General features: G+C 42.1%; 20 protein-coding genes. 17 read left to right on the forward strand and 3 right to left on the reverse strand.

The window, feature by feature from the left end:
- Nucleotides 1-19: 19 nt before the first annotated feature.
- The 6 genes from mltG (at nt 20) to mtnN (ending at nt 4812) form a co-directional block, all read left to right on the forward strand.
- Nucleotides 20-1198, forward strand: coding sequence for an endolytic transglycosylase MltG (gene mltG, locus CSV63_RS02305; RefSeq protein ID WP_099694363.1), 1179 nt, complete (start codon nt 20-22; stop codon nt 1196-1198).
- A 23-nt stretch (nt 1199-1221) separates the two neighbouring features.
- Entirely contained in the window at nt 1222-1857 is a 636-nt protein-coding gene (locus CSV63_RS02310) for an O-methyltransferase (protein WP_099694364.1), read from the forward strand.
- Between the two features lie 30 nt (nt 1858-1887).
- Nucleotides 1888-2523, forward strand: a complete 636-nt coding sequence (udk, locus tag CSV63_RS02315) for a uridine kinase (RefSeq protein ID WP_099694365.1) — start codon at nt 1888-1890, stop codon at nt 2521-2523.
- A 217-nt stretch (nt 2524-2740) separates the two neighbouring features.
- Nucleotides 2741-3217: a transcription elongation factor GreA gene (greA, locus tag CSV63_RS02320; protein ID WP_099694366.1), complete on the forward strand. Its 477-nt coding sequence runs from the start codon at nt 2741-2743 to the stop codon at nt 3215-3217.
- A gap of 98 nt (nt 3218-3315) precedes the next feature.
- Nucleotides 3316-4047, forward strand: a complete 732-nt coding sequence (locus tag CSV63_RS02325) for a DUF1510 family protein (protein WP_158233888.1) — start codon at nt 3316-3318, stop codon at nt 4045-4047.
- 72 nt (nt 4048-4119) lie between these two features.
- Nucleotides 4120-4812: a 5'-methylthioadenosine/S-adenosylhomocysteine nucleosidase gene (gene mtnN, locus CSV63_RS02330; protein ID WP_099694368.1), complete on the forward strand. Its 693-nt coding sequence runs from the start codon at nt 4120-4122 to the stop codon at nt 4810-4812.
- A gap of 220 nt (nt 4813-5032) precedes the next feature.
- Here the strand turns inward: mtnN and sigK are convergent, their stop codons facing one another.
- Nucleotides 5033-5731 carry an RNA polymerase sporulation sigma factor SigK gene (gene sigK, locus CSV63_RS02335; protein ID WP_099694369.1) on the reverse strand — a complete coding sequence of 233 codons (699 nt, stop codon included), beginning with the start codon at nt 5729-5731 and terminating at the stop codon, nt 5033-5035.
- A gap of 155 nt (nt 5732-5886) precedes the next feature.
- On the opposite strand from sigK, the gene CSV63_RS02340 reads away from it, so the two are divergent.
- The 11 genes from CSV63_RS02340 to CSV63_RS02390 all read left to right on the forward strand — a co-directional run bounded on the left by CSV63_RS02340 (nt 5887) and on the right by CSV63_RS02390 (nt 14458).
- Nucleotides 5887-6402: a YqeG family HAD IIIA-type phosphatase gene (locus CSV63_RS02340; protein ID WP_099694370.1), complete on the forward strand. Its 516-nt coding sequence runs from the start codon at nt 5887-5889 to the stop codon at nt 6400-6402.
- A 2-nt stretch (nt 6403-6404) separates the two neighbouring features.
- Entirely contained in the window at nt 6405-7505 is a 1101-nt protein-coding gene (gene yqeH / locus CSV63_RS02345) for a ribosome biogenesis GTPase YqeH (protein WP_199203580.1), read from the forward strand.
- Nucleotides 7506-7526: 21 nt separating this feature from the next.
- The gene (gene aroE / locus CSV63_RS02350; RefSeq protein WP_099694372.1) at nt 7527-8348 is read left to right on the forward strand and encodes a shikimate dehydrogenase; all 822 of its coding nucleotides are present in this window, start codon (nt 7527-7529) and stop codon (nt 8346-8348) included.
- Between the two features lie 2 nt (nt 8349-8350).
- Complete coding sequence (gene yhbY / locus CSV63_RS02355) at nt 8351-8641, forward strand: ribosome assembly RNA-binding protein YhbY (protein ID WP_099694373.1); 291 nt, start codon at nt 8351-8353, stop codon at nt 8639-8641.
- Nucleotides 8642-8651: 10 nt separating this feature from the next.
- On the forward strand, nt 8652-9236 hold the full coding sequence (locus tag CSV63_RS02360) for a nicotinate-nucleotide adenylyltransferase (protein ID WP_099694374.1): 585 nt from the start codon (nt 8652-8654) through the stop codon (nt 9234-9236).
- Nucleotides 9211-9783, forward strand: coding sequence for a bis(5'-nucleosyl)-tetraphosphatase (symmetrical) YqeK (gene yqeK / locus CSV63_RS02365; RefSeq protein ID WP_099694375.1), 573 nt, complete (start codon nt 9211-9213; stop codon nt 9781-9783). The genes CSV63_RS02360 and yqeK overlap by 26 nt, the downstream gene beginning before the upstream one ends.
- Nucleotides 9784-9786: 3 nt before the next feature.
- Complete coding sequence (rsfS, locus tag CSV63_RS02370; RefSeq protein WP_099694376.1) at nt 9787-10131, forward strand: ribosome silencing factor; 345 nt, start codon at nt 9787-9789, stop codon at nt 10129-10131.
- A complete protein-coding gene (locus tag CSV63_RS02375) occupies nt 10128-10868 on the forward strand; it encodes a class I SAM-dependent DNA methyltransferase (protein WP_099694377.1) in 741 nt (246 codons plus the stop codon). The genes rsfS and CSV63_RS02375 overlap by 4 nt, the downstream gene beginning before the upstream one ends.
- 68 nt (nt 10869-10936) lie before the next feature.
- Nucleotides 10937-11602: a helix-hairpin-helix domain-containing protein gene (locus CSV63_RS02380; RefSeq protein WP_233191928.1), complete on the forward strand. Its 666-nt coding sequence runs from the start codon at nt 10937-10939 to the stop codon at nt 11600-11602.
- 13 nt (nt 11603-11615) lie between these two features.
- A complete protein-coding gene (locus CSV63_RS02385) occupies nt 11616-12179 on the forward strand; it encodes a ComE operon protein 2 (RefSeq protein ID WP_099637325.1) in 564 nt (187 codons plus the stop codon).
- A gap of 242 nt (nt 12180-12421) precedes the next feature.
- Nucleotides 12422-14458 (forward strand): DNA internalization-related competence protein ComEC/Rec2, encoded by a 2037-nt coding sequence (locus CSV63_RS02390; protein WP_158233889.1) that lies wholly within the window; start codon nt 12422-12424, stop codon nt 14456-14458.
- A 59-nt stretch (nt 14459-14517) separates the two neighbouring features.
- Here the strand turns inward: CSV63_RS02390 and CSV63_RS02395 are convergent, their stop codons facing one another.
- Both CSV63_RS02395 and CSV63_RS16395 read right to left on the reverse strand, forming a co-directional pair.
- Entirely contained in the window at nt 14518-14652 is a 135-nt protein-coding gene (locus CSV63_RS02395) for a YqzM family protein (RefSeq protein ID WP_099694379.1), read from the reverse strand.
- 174 nt (nt 14653-14826) lie between these two features.
- Complete coding sequence (locus CSV63_RS16395) at nt 14827-14991, reverse strand: hypothetical protein (protein ID WP_158233890.1); 165 nt, start codon at nt 14989-14991, stop codon at nt 14827-14829.
- Nucleotides 14992-15055 lie beyond the last annotated feature (64 nt).

A 15055-nucleotide genomic window follows, 5' to 3' on the forward strand; every position in this document is an offset into this window, starting at 1 on the left:
TGACCGTTCCGTCTTTTTAATGGATTTATCTATTGCGAAAGAAGAGGTGAGGCTTGTGGGAAAAGAGCCCCAAAGAAAAAAGGAAGTCATGTTTGAACGTATGTTAGAACAGAAGGAAGAAGTGAGAACCGTCAGAAAAATAGTGCTTTGGATTGTGGCGATCGTATTGGTTGTAGGGATAGTTGGAGGTTTTTCAGTCTATACATACATAAAAAGTGCGTTGGAGCCTGTTGATCCCGATTCGGAAAAAGTCATAGAAGTAGAAATTCCGATCGGTTCAGGTTTAGATACAATTTCAGAAAAACTGGAAGAGTCGGGTATCATTAAAAATGCGCGGATATTCAAATACTATGCAAAAGTAAACAATGAAGCAGAATTCCAGGCTGGCACGTATGGATTAACACAGTCCATGACGCCAGATGAATTGATAAAGAGTCTGAAAACCGGTGTAGTGTATCGCACACCAGTATTTACATTAACGATTCCAGAAGGATTGACGATTGATCAAATTGCAGATAGAACAAGCAAAAAAACATCGATTACCAAAGAGCAGTTTATGGAGTATGTGACAAATGAACAAGTCATTCAAGAATATATGGCCAAGTATCCAGATGTTATAACAAAGGAAGTTCTTAACGAGAATATACGCTATGCACTGGAAGGTTATTTATTCCCAGCTACGTATCCGTTCTATGAGGAAAAGCCTACTGTCAAAGAAGTGGTTGATACGATGGTGGATGCCACTGTGCAAAACGTCATACCGTATAAAGCGTATTGGGCGGAAGAAGGCAAAAATCGTTCTGTTCATAAAATGCTAACATTTGCCTCTTTGCTAGAAAAAGAAGCAACGGGACAAGCAGATCGTGAAACGATTGCGAGTGTCTTCAATAATCGTCTTGAACAAGGTATGCCGCTGCAAACAGATCCGACGGTTTTATATGCATTAGGAGAACATAAAGCCCGCGTCATGAATGAAGATTTGAAAGTGGAAAATGTCTATAATACGTACAAAAATAAAGGATTACCACCAGGGCCCATTTCGAATGCCGGAACTGCTTCTCTCCAGGCAACTGTAGAACCTTCTAAGACAGGCTACTTGTTCTTCTTGGCAGATAAAGATGGCGTGAATCATTTTGCTAAAACATATGAAGCCCATTTGAAAAACAAAGCAAAGTATATCGACAGCCAATATAAATAACACGTCGTAAAGGGGAAGTAGATATGACGGATTACAACACGTACATTAGCCGCTTTGTAGAAGTAAAAGAGCCGCTCATCCTAGAGATGGAGCACTACGCTGCAGAGCATCGTGTGCCTATCATGGATGATACAGGCTTGTATACGCTAATCGGACTACTACAAATCCAGCAGCCGAAACGTATTCTAGAAATTGGAAGCGCGATCGGCTATTCGGCTATTCGATTGGCGAAAGCTTTTCCTGAGGCTGTCATTTATACAGTCGAGCGCGATACAGAGCGATATGAGAAAGCGGTCGAGTATATTGAGCGCAGTGGACTACAGGAGCGTATTATCATTATTCATGACGATGCGCTCGAGTTAGATGAAACCAAGTTACCACAAGAACCATTTGATGCACTGTTCATCGACGCAGCAAAAGGGCAATATCGAAAGTTTTTCGACAAATATAGCCCGCTCGTCGGTCCTGCAGGTGTAATCTATTGTGATAATATGTTCATGCATGGTATGGTGCTGTTGGAAGATGCAGACATACCAAAACGCAACCGCACAATGATACGTAATTTGCAACAATTCACGAGCTGGGCGATGCAGAACGATCACTATGACACGTCTCTAGTACCAATAGGTGACGGCATTTTAATAGCTGTGAAAAAGTAGTAAACAGTAGGCCACAAAAGGGGAATCGCTGTGAAGAAAAAACCTGTCGTGATTGGTATTACCGGTGGTTCTGGCTCCGGTAAGACAAGTGTCACAAAGAAGATACATGAAGTATTCCAGGGTCATTCAGTCGTCGTCATTGAACAAGACGATTATTATAAAGACCAATCACATTTAGTATTTGAAGAAAGATTAACAACAAATTATGATCATCCATTAGCATTTGATACCGACCTTCTGATCCAGCATATTCATCAGCTGATTAACAGACAGGCAATCGAAAAGCCCACGTATGATTACACATTGCATACACGTTCTACTGAAAAAGTGATTGTGGATTCACAAGATGTCATCATTCTTGAAGGAATCTTAGTGTTGGAAGATGAACGATTGCGAGATCTCATGGATATCAAGCTGTTTGTTGATACGGATTCTGATATTCGCATTATTCGTCGTATTTTACGGGATATTCACGATCGTGGACGTACAGTAGATTCAGTCGTCGAGCAATACGTAAAGGTTGTGCGTCCGATGCATAATCAGTTTATTGAACCGACAAAAAAGTATGCTGATATAATCATTCCCGAAGGCGGCGAAAACGCGGTCGCCATCGATTTGATGGTAACGAAGATAAAAACAATTCTTGCTTCTGTTGACGAAGTATAATATGATGATGACATAATTTTAAATTAATTCTGCATCCGCGAGAGTTGCTATAGGTAAACTAGGATGCATGCAAGGCTAGCAAGAGTTTATTCGTCTAGATTAGAATACGAAACAGAAAAAAAGTATAATCAAAACTACAATAGTTCCGCTATGTCACATAATTGAAGTTAGTGTGACATAGTATTTTTATGAACAGACATTTAAGGAGTGTTATTACATGGTTTCAGAAAAGAAATTCCCAATGACGGCTGCAGGTAAAGCGAAGTTAGAAGAAGAACTAGAGTATTTGAAAACGGTTAAACGTGTGGAAGTAGTAGAGCGCATCAAAATTGCACGTAGCTACGGTGATCTATCGGAAAACTCCGAGTACGATTCAGCGAAAGAAGATCAAGCATTTGTCGAAGGGAAAATTTCTTCTATTGAAGGAATGATTCGAAATGCGGTCATTATTACTGAAGATGAATTGAATACCGATGAAGTCCAATTAGGAAAAACAGTTACATTCAAAGAAATTCCTGATGGTGAAAAAGAGACATATACGATCGTTGGTTCAGCTGAAGCTAATCCACTAGAAGGTCTGATCTCAAACGACTCGCCGATTGCGAAAGCGTTAATTGGTCGAAAAAAAGATGACAAAGTAAAGATCCAGACTCCCGGCGGTGAAATGTCAGTAGAAATACTTGAGATAAAATGATACACGTACCGTCTTCTGGCTAACAGAAGACGGTATTGCTAATTTTTATTCCCACCGCGGTATATGTATTTCATTTCTTAGTGAGGGAGATGTCTGAAATGGCAGATCAAGATCCAAAATATTCGAGAACGTCAAGAAAACAAGGCAATAAAGCGAGCAAAGTGAATAAAGCATTGAATATTTCAATTGGTGTAGTAGTTTTCCTCATTGCGGTCGTTGCCATAATTTTCCTCAATGGTAATGACGATCAAAAAGAAATAGCAATTGATGAGCCCAAGCAATCCACACAGTCCGAAACGGCTCCAATTGAACCTATCGTTTTAGACGATGAGGACGAGTTGGACAAGCCTGAAGCAAATGAGCCGATTGAGACAGAGGAACCAGAAGCTCAAACCCAAGAAGAAGAAAACGAAGTGATAAATGAAGTGGTTGAAGAACCGGAAGCGCCAGTAGTTGAAGCGCCTAAAGTAGAAGAACCGAAAAAGGTAGAACCTAAAAAGGAAAAACCGAAGAGAGAAACTTCATCGGATTCGGCCAAGAAAGTTGTTGTGAATCCTGACTGGAAACCTATCGGAACGAAACAAACAGGCGAGCACGTCTCGAAATACGATGGTCAGTCCGATGACTGGTATGAGAAGAAGAAAGCCATAGCCTATGCAACCGGAATGTCTGAAGATCAAATGTATTTTGAGCGTATTCAAAATGGTGGTAGTCCTCAAAAATCAGAAGGTATTGTAAGAAGCAAGGACAATTCCAAAAAATACAAAGTATATCTTGAATGGGTTGATGGACAAGGTTGGAAACCTGTGAGAATGGAAGTATTGAAGTAAATTTATCGAACTATCAATGTGCTGCCTTCCGTGCAGCACATTCTAGTAAGTAAAAATGAGGAGAGGACCTAAATGAAAATAGCAATTGTTGGTGCGATGGAGGAAGAAGTCCAAATCCTACGCAGAGAAATTGGACTTGGGAAAATCACGACTATTGGAAGCTGTGAGTTTATTGAAGGGAAAGTAGGCAAGCATCAAGTGATTGTGACGAAGAGTGGTATCGGAAAAGTAAACGCTGCCATGGCAACCGCAATCCTTTTGCAAAACTTTAAACCTGACATAGTGTTGAATACAGGTTCTGCGGGTGGAACTAATCCTGAACTTGAAGTAGGAACGATTGTAATATCTGATTATGTGCTGCATCATGATGTCGATGTAACTGCATTCGGCTATGAGCTTGGCCAAGTACCTCAACTTCCTGCAAGCTTTCCTTCAGATCCTAAACTAATCGAATTTGCTAGAGAAGCTGTTATGGAGTTAGATACATATGAACATGCTGTAGGGACCATCGCTTCAGCTGATACTTTCATGGCTGACGCTGAAAAAGTTCTACAAGTTAAAAACAGATTTCCACGCGTAATTGCTGTAGAGATGGAAGCAGCGGCTGTTGCGCAAGTATGTTATCAGTTTAACACGCCATGTGTTGTCATCCGCGCACTTTCTGATATTGCCGGAAAAGAATCAACAGTTAGTTTTGATGAGTTTTTACCGCTAGCTGCCAAACACTCGTCACAGATTGTTTTGCGAGTCATCTCGAAACTTTGATCGTTCTATGATAAAATGTCTAAGTAAACAGACTAGCAGTTCATTAGGTTGATAGGAGGGATATACAATGGGATTCTTAATGGGTGGAGTGTTTATTGTCACAGCATTATTAGCAGCAGTTATTTTACGCGAGGTTAAAGCTGACTGAGTAAAGAAACAAAGCGTTTCCGATGTGCGGGGGCTGTGGGCCTCTGTTGCACAATCGGAAACGCTTTTTGTGTTATTGATATTCATGTTTGAATGATTGATATAATTTGACGATTGCCCGTTTCTCGATACGTGAAACATAGCTCCTGGAAATATTCAGTTGCTCGGCAATTTCTTTTTGTGTCATCGGCTGATCATCCAGCAAGCCATAGCGTCTTTGAATGATTTCCAACTCGCGTGAGTCTAATTTATCCAAATGACGGTAGAGTCGCTCTTTTTGTTCATTTTGTTCTACGGTTGTTTGTGGAGGTATGTCGTTTGTTTGAAGGAGGTCCGCAATTTCTAGGGATTGGCCATCTTTATCCATGCCGATTGGTTCGTAGAGAGAAACATCTTTTTGCACCTTTTTCTGTGTTCGTAAATACATAAGAATTTCATTTTCTATACAGCGAGCAGCGTACGTTGCGAGCTTGGTTTTTCGATCTGGTGTAAAGCTGTTGACAGCTTTCATCAGACCGATCGCTCCTATGGAAATATAATCGTCAAGAAGTTCATGCTTTGGCTGGAACTTTTTGACGATGTGGGCGACCAAACGCATATTGTGTTCAATAAGTTCATTACGTGCACTTTCATCACCATCAGCTAATCGTCTCAGGCACTCTGCTTCTTCTTTCTTGGACAACGGACGAAGGAAAGCTTGCCCTCTGATATAACCGATTAGCGCGGGGATCTCTAACCATAATTGCATGACGGCCAGGAAAAACCCGCTCATGTGACCACCTCCGATTATTAGTAGTTTACTCTATGCAAACGACGGAAGGTCTATCACTGACAAGAAATGCGATAAAATCAGACATAGTTGTGCGTGCATGCCGCACAACTATGTTATAATCAGACAAGAATTTGTTGTAGGGCGGAGAGGATAATGTGTTAAATCATTTTTTACCGAGTGCTTATGTAAAATCCGTTTTGTTGATTAAACCGGAAGACCTTCTTGAAAATGGTTTTAAAGGGATCATTACAGATTTAGATAACACACTCGTTGAATGGGATCGCGCGGATGCTACGCAAGATATTATGGCGTGGTTTAAGTCCATGCGCGATGCCGGTTTGCAAATTACAGTTGTATCCAATAACCATATTGAACGCGTCAGTCACTTTTGTGATCCATTAGGCATTCCGTATATTTGCGAAGCGCGTAAGCCGATGAAAAAATCATTTCATCAGGCACTTGCTACATTGGGCTTGCCCAAAAAAGAAGTCGTCATGATTGGCGATCAATTGTTAACGGATATCTTAGGTGCGAATCGAGTGGGACTGCAGTCGATATTAGTTGTCCCTGTCGCAAGTTCCGATGCGACAATTACGAAGTTTAACCGTGCGATAGAACGACGGATTATGGCAAGGTTTAAAAGAAAAGGATTACTTACGTGGGAGGACTAAATTTGGAATTGATTAAGTGTATTGGATGCGGTATTACGATCCAAACGACGGATAAAACAATGGAAGGCTATGCGCCACCGGCTTCATTGGAAAAAGAAGATGTCATATGCCAACGTTGTTTTAAATTACGAAACTATAACGAATTACAGCCTGTATCCTTATCAGGAGACGACTTTTTAGCGATTTTAAACGGAATTGGTGAAAAACAAGGCTTGATTGTGAAAGTGGTGGATATTTTTGATTTCAACGGTAGTTGGATCAATGGATTACATCGCTTTGTAGGCAAGAAAGATATTTTATTAATTGGTAACAAGGCAGATATCCTACCGAAAGCGATCAATCCGCAACGAGTGAAAAATTGGATGAAAACAGAAGCTGCAAAGTTAGGCCTCAAACCAATTGACGTACTGCTTGTGTCCGCTGTAAAAGGCAATGGCATGAGTGAAGCACTTGACGCGATTGAGAACTATCGTAAGGGTAAGGATGTTTATGTAGTTGGCTGTACGAATGTAGGCAAATCTACCTTTATTAACCGGATCATTAAAGATGCGACAGGCATGGACGATGTAATTACGACGTCTTATTTCCCGGGTACTACACTGGATGTAGTGGAAATTCCCTTGGATGACGGAAAAATGCTGATGGATACACCGGGTATTATCAACGATCATCAAATGGCTCATCACTTGGATCCTCATGATTTGAAGTTGATTACGCCGAAGAAAGAACTAAAACCGAAAGTCTATCAGCTGAATGCTGAACAGACATTATTCATTGGCGGACTTGCACGTTTTGACTTCATTCAAGGTGGTCGCTCTTCTTTCAACATTTATGCAGCAAACAGTTTGCCAATTCACCGCACGAAGTTGGAAAATGCGGATGAATTGTACAAAAATCATCTGGGTGACATGCTATCTCCACCAGGACCTGCATCACTTGAGAAGTTGCCGTCACTTGTGCGTCATGAATTTTCTATTAAGGAAGCGAAGACGGACTTAGTGATTTCAGGCCTTGGCTGGATTACGATTCAGCACGCTAATGTAAAAGTGGCTGTACACGCGCCAAAAGGTGTGAATGTTGAAATTAGACCTTCATTGATTTAAGAGGGACAGGAGGAAGACCAGATGAAAAAATGGTATGCGGTTATAGGCGATCCAATCGCGCAATCTATGTCACCGGTCATGCATGATCAGTGGTTTAAAGAAAATGCCTTGGACGCAACGTATATACCGATTCATGCAACAGCGGGAAGCCTAGAGCAAACGATAAACAGCTTGCGTTCTCTCGGTTGCAGTGGCTTCAATGTGACAGTACCCCATAAGCAGGCGATTCTCCCTTTCCTTGACGAAGTGGACGAGTCGGCAATGGTCATGAATGCGGTCAACACAGTATATCAAACAGATGATGGTGAACTAATCGGTGCCAATACGGACGGAGCGGGGTTCGTGAAGTCGTTAGAAGAGTTTTCGGATTCAGTAAAAGGACCGGTATTACTTATTGGAGCTGGCGGTGCGGCTAGGGGTATCGCCTTTGCGTTGCAATCAGCTGGCTATGGACCTCTCTATTTCACGAATCGTACCGCTTCACGAGCTGCAGAACTAGCGGCAGATATGAAGGATGGTCATGCGCTTTCCATTGAAGATGCCAAAGATCGTCTCGGTGAGTTTGGACTTGTAGTGCAAACGACATCCGTCGGTATGAACTTTGCACAAGAAGGATTACCGCTCGATCCAAAGAATATTGCAAATGGTGCAATAGTAGCGGACATCATTTACAATCCGCTTGAAACAGAATTTTTACGACAAGCAAAACAAGCAGGTGCCCAGACGATGAACGGCATAGGAATGTTCGTCCATCAAGGTGCTCTTGCTTTTGAAAAGTGGACAGGCGTCTATCCTGACACGAAAAAGATGAACGATATGATTACAATGAAAGTTGGCGGGTAAACATGTTAACAGGTAAACAAAAAAGATTTTTACGCAGCGAAGCACATCATTTGGACGCGTTATTCCAAATTGGGAAAAGTGGTTTGACTGACGCAATCCTCGTGCAAATCGACGAAGCACTCGAAGCACGTGAATTACTAAAAGTGAGTGTCCTTCAAAATTGTGAGGAAGATAAGAAGGAAATTGCTGAAAAGATTGGCGCGTACAAAGGTATCCACGTAGTTCAAATCATCGGTAACACCATTGTTTTATACAGAGAATCGACAGAGAAGAAGCGCATACAATTACCGTAAGGAGAATCAGATGAAACAAATCGGCATTTTGGGCGGAACTTTCAATCCGCCACACACTGGACATTTATTAATTGCCAATGAAGTGCGCTATGCACTACAGTTAGATGAAGTATGGTTGATGCCTACCGCAGTCCCGCCTCACAAGATTGCGACAGGCGATGCGTCAGCTGAACAACGCTTGCAAATGGTGAAACTTGCGGTAGATGAAGTGGAAGGCTTGCGTGCGTCATCATTTGAAATTGAGCGCGGTGGAGTATCTTATACGTATGATACGGTATCGCAGTTACTACAAGATGAAACAAATGTTCATTTTCATTTCATTATTGGCGGAGATATGATTGATCAGTTACCGACATGGTACCGAATTGAGGATTTACTCGAAATGGTTACGTTTATCGGTGTAAAACGTCCAGGTGCTGATAATACTTCTGCAATCCCGGTACAATTAGTAGAAACACCACAACTTGATTTGTCATCCACATTGATCCGCCAACGTTTTGTAGAAGGTGGAACCGTGCAACTATTGATTCCCCCGGCTGTCGAAGCTTACATTCGAGAGGAGAGATTATATGGATCTTCAACAAGTTCGAAATGACCTAGAACAACGCTTACCTAAAGCGCGGTATGAACACGTACTGCGAGTCACGGAAACCGCAATGAAATTAGCTGAAGAAGTAGGTGTGTCAGTAGAAAAGGCTGAAATTGCTGGCTTATTTCATGATTATGCCAAATTTATGGATAAAGATGAATTACACGAATTACTAAAACGAGATGAAGAGTATGAACTCTATGCACAATATCACTCTGAATTATGGCATGCGCCGGTTGGAGCTATGCTTGCGAAAGAGCGATATGGTGTAGAAGACCAAGATATCTTGCAGGCTATCCGTTTTCATACGACGGGACGTGCAGAAATGAGCGAGCTAGAGAAAGTGATCTATATCGCAGATTTAATCGAACCAGGAAGAAAGTTTCCGGGTATCGAAGAGCTACGCCAACGTATAGACGGGGAACCGCTCGAAGATCAAATGACAGAATGCATCCAGCATACATTTAAATTTTTAGTTCAGCGATACGCAGTCATTTTTCCACATTCATTTGATTGCTATAATGAACAGGTACGTAGAAGAAAGGAACAGTGAAATATGCCAACATTATTGGAAGTAGCTTATGAAGCAGTAGATAGTAAGAAAGCAGAAGACATCGTAGTATTAAACATGGAGGGCATTTCACTAATTGCTGATCAATTCATCATTTGTCATGCTAACTCTGAAAGACAAGTACAAGCCATCGCGCGCGAAGTAGCGGATGCGGCCTCAAAAGAAGGGTACACAGTGAAACGTTTGGAAGGATTCGATGCGGGTCGTTGGGTTCTAATCGATCTTCTCGATGTAGTCGTGCATGTATTCCACAGAGATGAACGCGGATTCTACAACTTGGAAAAGTTATGGGGAGACGCACAGCTACTAAACGTTGAGGATGAAGTATGAGTTCTTCCTATTCAGCGTTCGCATCCATTTATGACGAACTAATGAATGATATCCCGTATGACGCCTATGTCGAGTTACTCGATTTGGCGTCTGCTGGCGTTTTCGGAAAAAAAGTATTGGATATAGGTTGCGGAACGGGTGTACTTTCTGCGAAGCTTGCAAAAAAAGGGGCATACGTAACGGGTGTTGATCTCTCTGCTGAAATGCTCGAGGTCGCTTCACATCGTGCGCAGTCACTTTCACTCGATATTCAGTTTATTGAACAACCTATGCAGCAATTACAGGTGGAAGATACGTTTGATGCTGCCATCATCTCAATCGATTCATTAAATTATGTCATCCAGCAGCATGATGTCGTGGACACGTTCCGCCGAATTTACGGTGTGCTTGCTACAGGTGGCGTGTTGCTGTTTGATGTGCATTCATTATACAAAATGGATGAAATTTTCCTTGAAGGACCGTTTGTTTATGATAATAGACGTATTGCATACATTTGGCAAACTACCCCTGGAGAAGAGAAGCATTCAATTTATTCCGAACTGGCGTTTTTCGTAAAACAACAAGATGATTCTTATCAGCGTTTTGACGAAGTACATATGCAACGAACGTTCGCAGTGCCGGAATACGTTCGAATGCTTGAAGAAGTTGGATTTCGTATTGAACGGGTTTTTGCAGACTGGGAAGATGAAGCACCTGAAGAGGAGAGCGAAAGAATATTCTTCCAAGTTCGAAAATAGGACTACCATAGTATTTCGGAATCAGGTATAGTGAATAAGACTCCATACGGTGCTGAAAGAAAGGATGGTTGCTTATCCGTTCGTTCCTTACCGAAAAATGGCGTACATTGATCATTCCTATTGCAGCATTCGCTGTACTTTCCACTGTTTTGTTCTTTCCCCGAGAACAGCCGGATCAACTATCCGAAGAACGTGGACAAACCCTATTTGAACCAATCGAATCTATGGAAAATACTGAGCAAAATAAAGAACTGGAAGCGCCTATTGAATTAGTCGCGGAAGCTGTCTCTGTTGCGATTCTGGTAGATGTTAAAGGTGCTGTGAAACATCCTGGACTTTATTCGATGCAAGATGGTGACCGATTACTTGATGCGGTCGATAAAGCAGGAGGCTACACAGAGGCCGCCGACACTAGGTTGTTGAATCACGCCCAAAGACTGCAGGATGAATCTGTCATCTATGTGCCAATCGCAGGAGAAGAGCCACCTGTATACGAGCAACCGGCTCCAGCGTCATCTTCCTCAACTGACAGTTCCACAGGAAAAGTAAATATTAATACCGCAAATGAAAGCGATTTTCAGACGCTTCCTGGCATCGGCCCAGCCAAAGCGATGGCGATTGTCCAATATCGGGAAGAACATGGACCTTTTTCGCAATTGGACGGAATAAAAAGCGTGTCAGGTATTGGCGACAAGACATTTGAAAAATTAGAACCACATATTATTCTTAACTGATGGAGGCAACCGTATGGAGCGAATTACTTGGGATCAGTTCTTCATGGCGCAAAGTCATTTGCTGGCGATGCGCAGCACATGCACGCGACTCTCGGTAGGATCCATTTTAGTACGCGATCAACGCATTATTGCTGGCGGCTACAATGGCTCGATATCGGGTGGAGATCACTGTATTGAACACGGCTGTTATGTCGTAGATAATCATTGTGTTCGAACGATACACTCAGAAATGAATGCATTACTCCAATGTGCTAAATATGGCATACCGGTAGCAAAGGCGACCATTTATGTCACGCACTTCCCGTGTTTACAGTGTAGTAAAGCATTGATTCAAGCGGGTATTGAACGCGTTAAATATGCCGCGGATTATCGAAACAGTGAGTATGCACTTGAGCTATTTGCGCAAGCGGGTGTGGAAATTGAAAAAGTACCGTTTGACGAGCGTTCTATTGACTTCGCCAGTGAAGAGAAATTTTCATTATTCAACGAAATGTTGACGAAAATGCAGGAGCTTGGCGCTGAACCTGAAGAACTGGATACCCTTTTGCAAAGGGTGAATCATTTATTTGGCAATTAATCCGATCGATACGATGGATGTATATAGCGATTCCTGTTGCGATATCTGCGTTTGCAGCTGAGCTTTCAGGATCGCTTTTATGTTTGAATGTAGTATTCCTCATACCGTTCTACTTTTTACGCAAAGATTATCTACACCTTCTTCTTTGCACACTTATTGCAAGTCTCTCCTTTTTCTATTTCTCAAGTCAATTTACATCACTCCCTGACGACTCAGTGGTGACCTTTCATTGGAAAGACCAAGTGAAAATCGATGGTGCTAAAGTGAAAGGTTTCGCTACTCTGCGTGATGGCACGGTCGTCTATATGATGTATGCATTCACTTCTGAGCTACAAAAAAGTCAATTTCAATCTGCGCGATTAGCAACCTATCAGTTCACGGCTGAAGTAGAGCCGAAAGAACTGGAACCAGCGGCCCATGACTATTCATTCGATATGGCACGCTATTTACGAATGAATGGCGCGGCGGGAATTCTAGAAGCCACCGAGATCATATCGAGCGTCCCCCTCACAACACTGCGTTCACGACTCTCTCACTATCGTTCTGCGATCAAACAACATATTCATGATCAATTTCCACCTTCACTTGTTACAGAAGCTGAAGCATTATTGATTGGTGACCGTTCCGGAATGGATCGTATCTTGCAAAAAGAGTATCAGACGCTTGGTATTACGCATCTCTTTGCGATATCGGGGTTGCATGTCGGTCTATTGACGTTTTTCATTCGCACGATTTTGTTGCGTGTCGGTTTTCGCAAAGAATGGGTGACCTACGGATTACTCATGTTCTTACCAATCTATGCATGTATTGCGGGCGGAGCACCGTCTGTCTGGCGTGCATCAACGGTGACAATGATTGTATTGCTTGCTGTTTCAGGTAACTTTAAATTGCGTCTGGACGATGCTCTTGCTTTGAGCGCATTATTTTTTATCGTCATGCACCCTTATATCGTCTTTCAACCGGGATTTCAGCTCTCGTATTTAGCTGCGTGTTCTTTATTGTATTCGTCAGCTATTCTTAGCCAAGCGAAAAATGGGATGGTCGTTTCTTTTTTTGTTACTGTCATTACGCAAGTCGCGCTTTATCCTATTTTACTGTATCATTTCTACGAGTTATCACTATCTTCTTTTATTGCGAATTTGTTCTATGTTCCGTTGTATTCTATATGTATTTTGCCAGCTAATTTACTGTTGCTCATCTGCACATTTGTCACACCACCGCTGGCAACTATCCTTTTTATAATATACGAGCCTGTGAGGCTGTGGATGGGTAGTATGACAACTTGGTTTGCTTCCTTCCCCTACCAAATGTGGACGCCCGGACAACCGGATGGAGTGGGTTCAGCGCTTGCCGTTGTTGGCATTCTCATTTTCCTAGTCTGTCTGGAAAAAAAGAAGTTCGTACTGGTCGGCCTTATTTGTTTATTACTCCCAGCACTCTACTTGGAAATTAAGCCGATACTTCACCATGATGCGATCATTTCCTATGTAGACGTCGGGCAAGGGGACAGCACGATAATCGAAATGCCTTATCGGAAAGCAGTGTATGTGATTGATACAGGTGGAGTGGTTCGTTTTGGCGAAACGGATTGGAAGACACCCGAGCAGCCTTTTGAAATTGGCCGAAATATCGTTGTGCCGTACTTAAAAGCGAAAGGGATCACAAAAATCGACCGGCTGATCATATCTCATGCTGATCTGGATCATATGGAAGGTGCCGATGAAGTATTGGAAGAGTTAAAAGTAAAGGAAATTCATTTGCCGCCTGGAAGTGAACAAGAGGAAGCAATGGATGAAGTGTTACAACTGGCAAAAAAACAGAGCATTTCTGTGCAACTAGTCGGGGAAGGCATGAATTGGAAAGTGGGAGACTATGAATTTCAATATGTAGCACCCGAAGAGCGTATATATGACGGTAATGATAGTTCACTAGTACTTGTAATGAAGGAAAAAGATCTTCATTTCATCTTTCCAGGAGATCTCGAAAAAGAGGGGGAGCAGCGGTTTTTGCAACGATATAGTTCTGCTGATTTTCAACGTGTCGTATTGAAAGCTGGCCACCATGGGAGTAAAACGTCGAGCATCGAGTCGTTTATCAATTTTCTTCAACCGGAGTTTATTATTGTATCGGCAGGGAGAAATAGTCGTTATGGACATCCACATGAAGAAGTAATCGACCGCTTCCGTGAACATGGTATTCCTTTTTGGTCGACTGCTGAGCAGGGAACTATTGAAGTACGAGTGAAAGACGGAGTGTATTCCGCCACTTCGAGTCGTTAAAAAAACAAATAGACACATCCGCTAAGTTGGTGGATGTGTCTATTTTATACAACAGTTGATTAGAGAGCGACGATATCGATGATCGTAGCAATAACAAAAATTGCAGAAAAACCGATAAACGCTACTATAAAGCCGATGCCGCTGTCAATCGCATCATTACGTTTGGATTGGACATCATGTTCAAATTCATTCATTGCTACACCTCCTAATTCCATACTAAGTATAGATGAAAGTGAAAGAAAAATCCATTAAAATCGCAGTTTTTAGGAGTTGCAACGTACGTTGACACAAATTGTTCATAGAGTAAGTAGATGATTCGTTACAAGAGCGGAATTGCTTCTAGCAAATTCCGCCCTGTCTTTTTAGAATCAATAATATTTATCCTTTTCTGCTGTCTCCCGATGGTTCGGAGTCATCGGTTCCTGTTTCGGCGCTAAATGTTCGAGCTCTGTTAACTCTAGGGATATTTCTTCTTTTACTACAGGCTTCGATTGTTTTCGGGAATTTACTCGTGGACGGTCAGACTTTTTCATCAAAAAACCTCCTTTACATGCTAGTATGGAGAAATGATTGATTTTCATGTATAGTTATCACAGG

Origin of the sequence: Sporosarcina sp. P34 (assembly GCF_002743375.1) — a bacterium.
Taxonomy (GTDB): domain Bacteria; phylum Bacillota; class Bacilli; order Bacillales_A; family Planococcaceae; genus Sporosarcina.

Coding starts and splice junctions, on each gene's coding strand:
- aroE (WP_099694372.1), top strand. CDS start 7,527: ATGAAAAAATGGTATGCGGTTATAGGCGATCCAATCGCGCAATCTATG.
- CSV63_RS02395 (WP_099694379.1), bottom strand. CDS start 14,652: ATGAATGAATTTGAACATGATGTCCAATCCAAACGTAATGATGCGATT.
- sigK (WP_099694369.1), bottom strand. CDS start 5,731: ATGAGCGGGTTTTTCCTGGCCGTCATGCAATTATGGTTAGAGATCCCC.
- rsfS (WP_099694376.1), top strand. CDS start 9,787: ATGCCAACATTATTGGAAGTAGCTTATGAAGCAGTAGATAGTAAGAAA.
- CSV63_RS02360 (WP_099694374.1), top strand. CDS start 8,652: ATGAAACAAATCGGCATTTTGGGCGGAACTTTCAATCCGCCACACACT.
- yqeK (WP_099694375.1), top strand. CDS start 9,211: ATGGATCTTCAACAAGTTCGAAATGACCTAGAACAACGCTTACCTAAA.
- yhbY (WP_099694373.1), top strand. CDS start 8,351: ATGTTAACAGGTAAACAAAAAAGATTTTTACGCAGCGAAGCACATCAT.
- mltG (WP_099694363.1), top strand. CDS start 20: ATGGATTTATCTATTGCGAAAGAAGAGGTGAGGCTTGTGGGAAAAGAG.
- CSV63_RS02310 (WP_099694364.1), top strand. CDS start 1,222: ATGACGGATTACAACACGTACATTAGCCGCTTTGTAGAAGTAAAAGAG.
- CSV63_RS02375 (WP_099694377.1), top strand. CDS start 10,128: ATGAGTTCTTCCTATTCAGCGTTCGCATCCATTTATGACGAACTAATG.
- CSV63_RS02325 (WP_158233888.1), top strand. CDS start 3,316: ATGGCAGATCAAGATCCAAAATATTCGAGAACGTCAAGAAAACAAGGC.
- CSV63_RS02385 (WP_099637325.1), top strand. CDS start 11,616: ATGGAGCGAATTACTTGGGATCAGTTCTTCATGGCGCAAAGTCATTTG.
- CSV63_RS16395 (WP_158233890.1), bottom strand. CDS start 14,991: ATGAAAAAGTCTGACCGTCCACGAGTAAATTCCCGAAAACAATCGAAG.
- mtnN (WP_099694368.1), top strand. CDS start 4,120: ATGAAAATAGCAATTGTTGGTGCGATGGAGGAAGAAGTCCAAATCCTA.
- greA (WP_099694366.1), top strand. CDS start 2,741: ATGGTTTCAGAAAAGAAATTCCCAATGACGGCTGCAGGTAAAGCGAAG.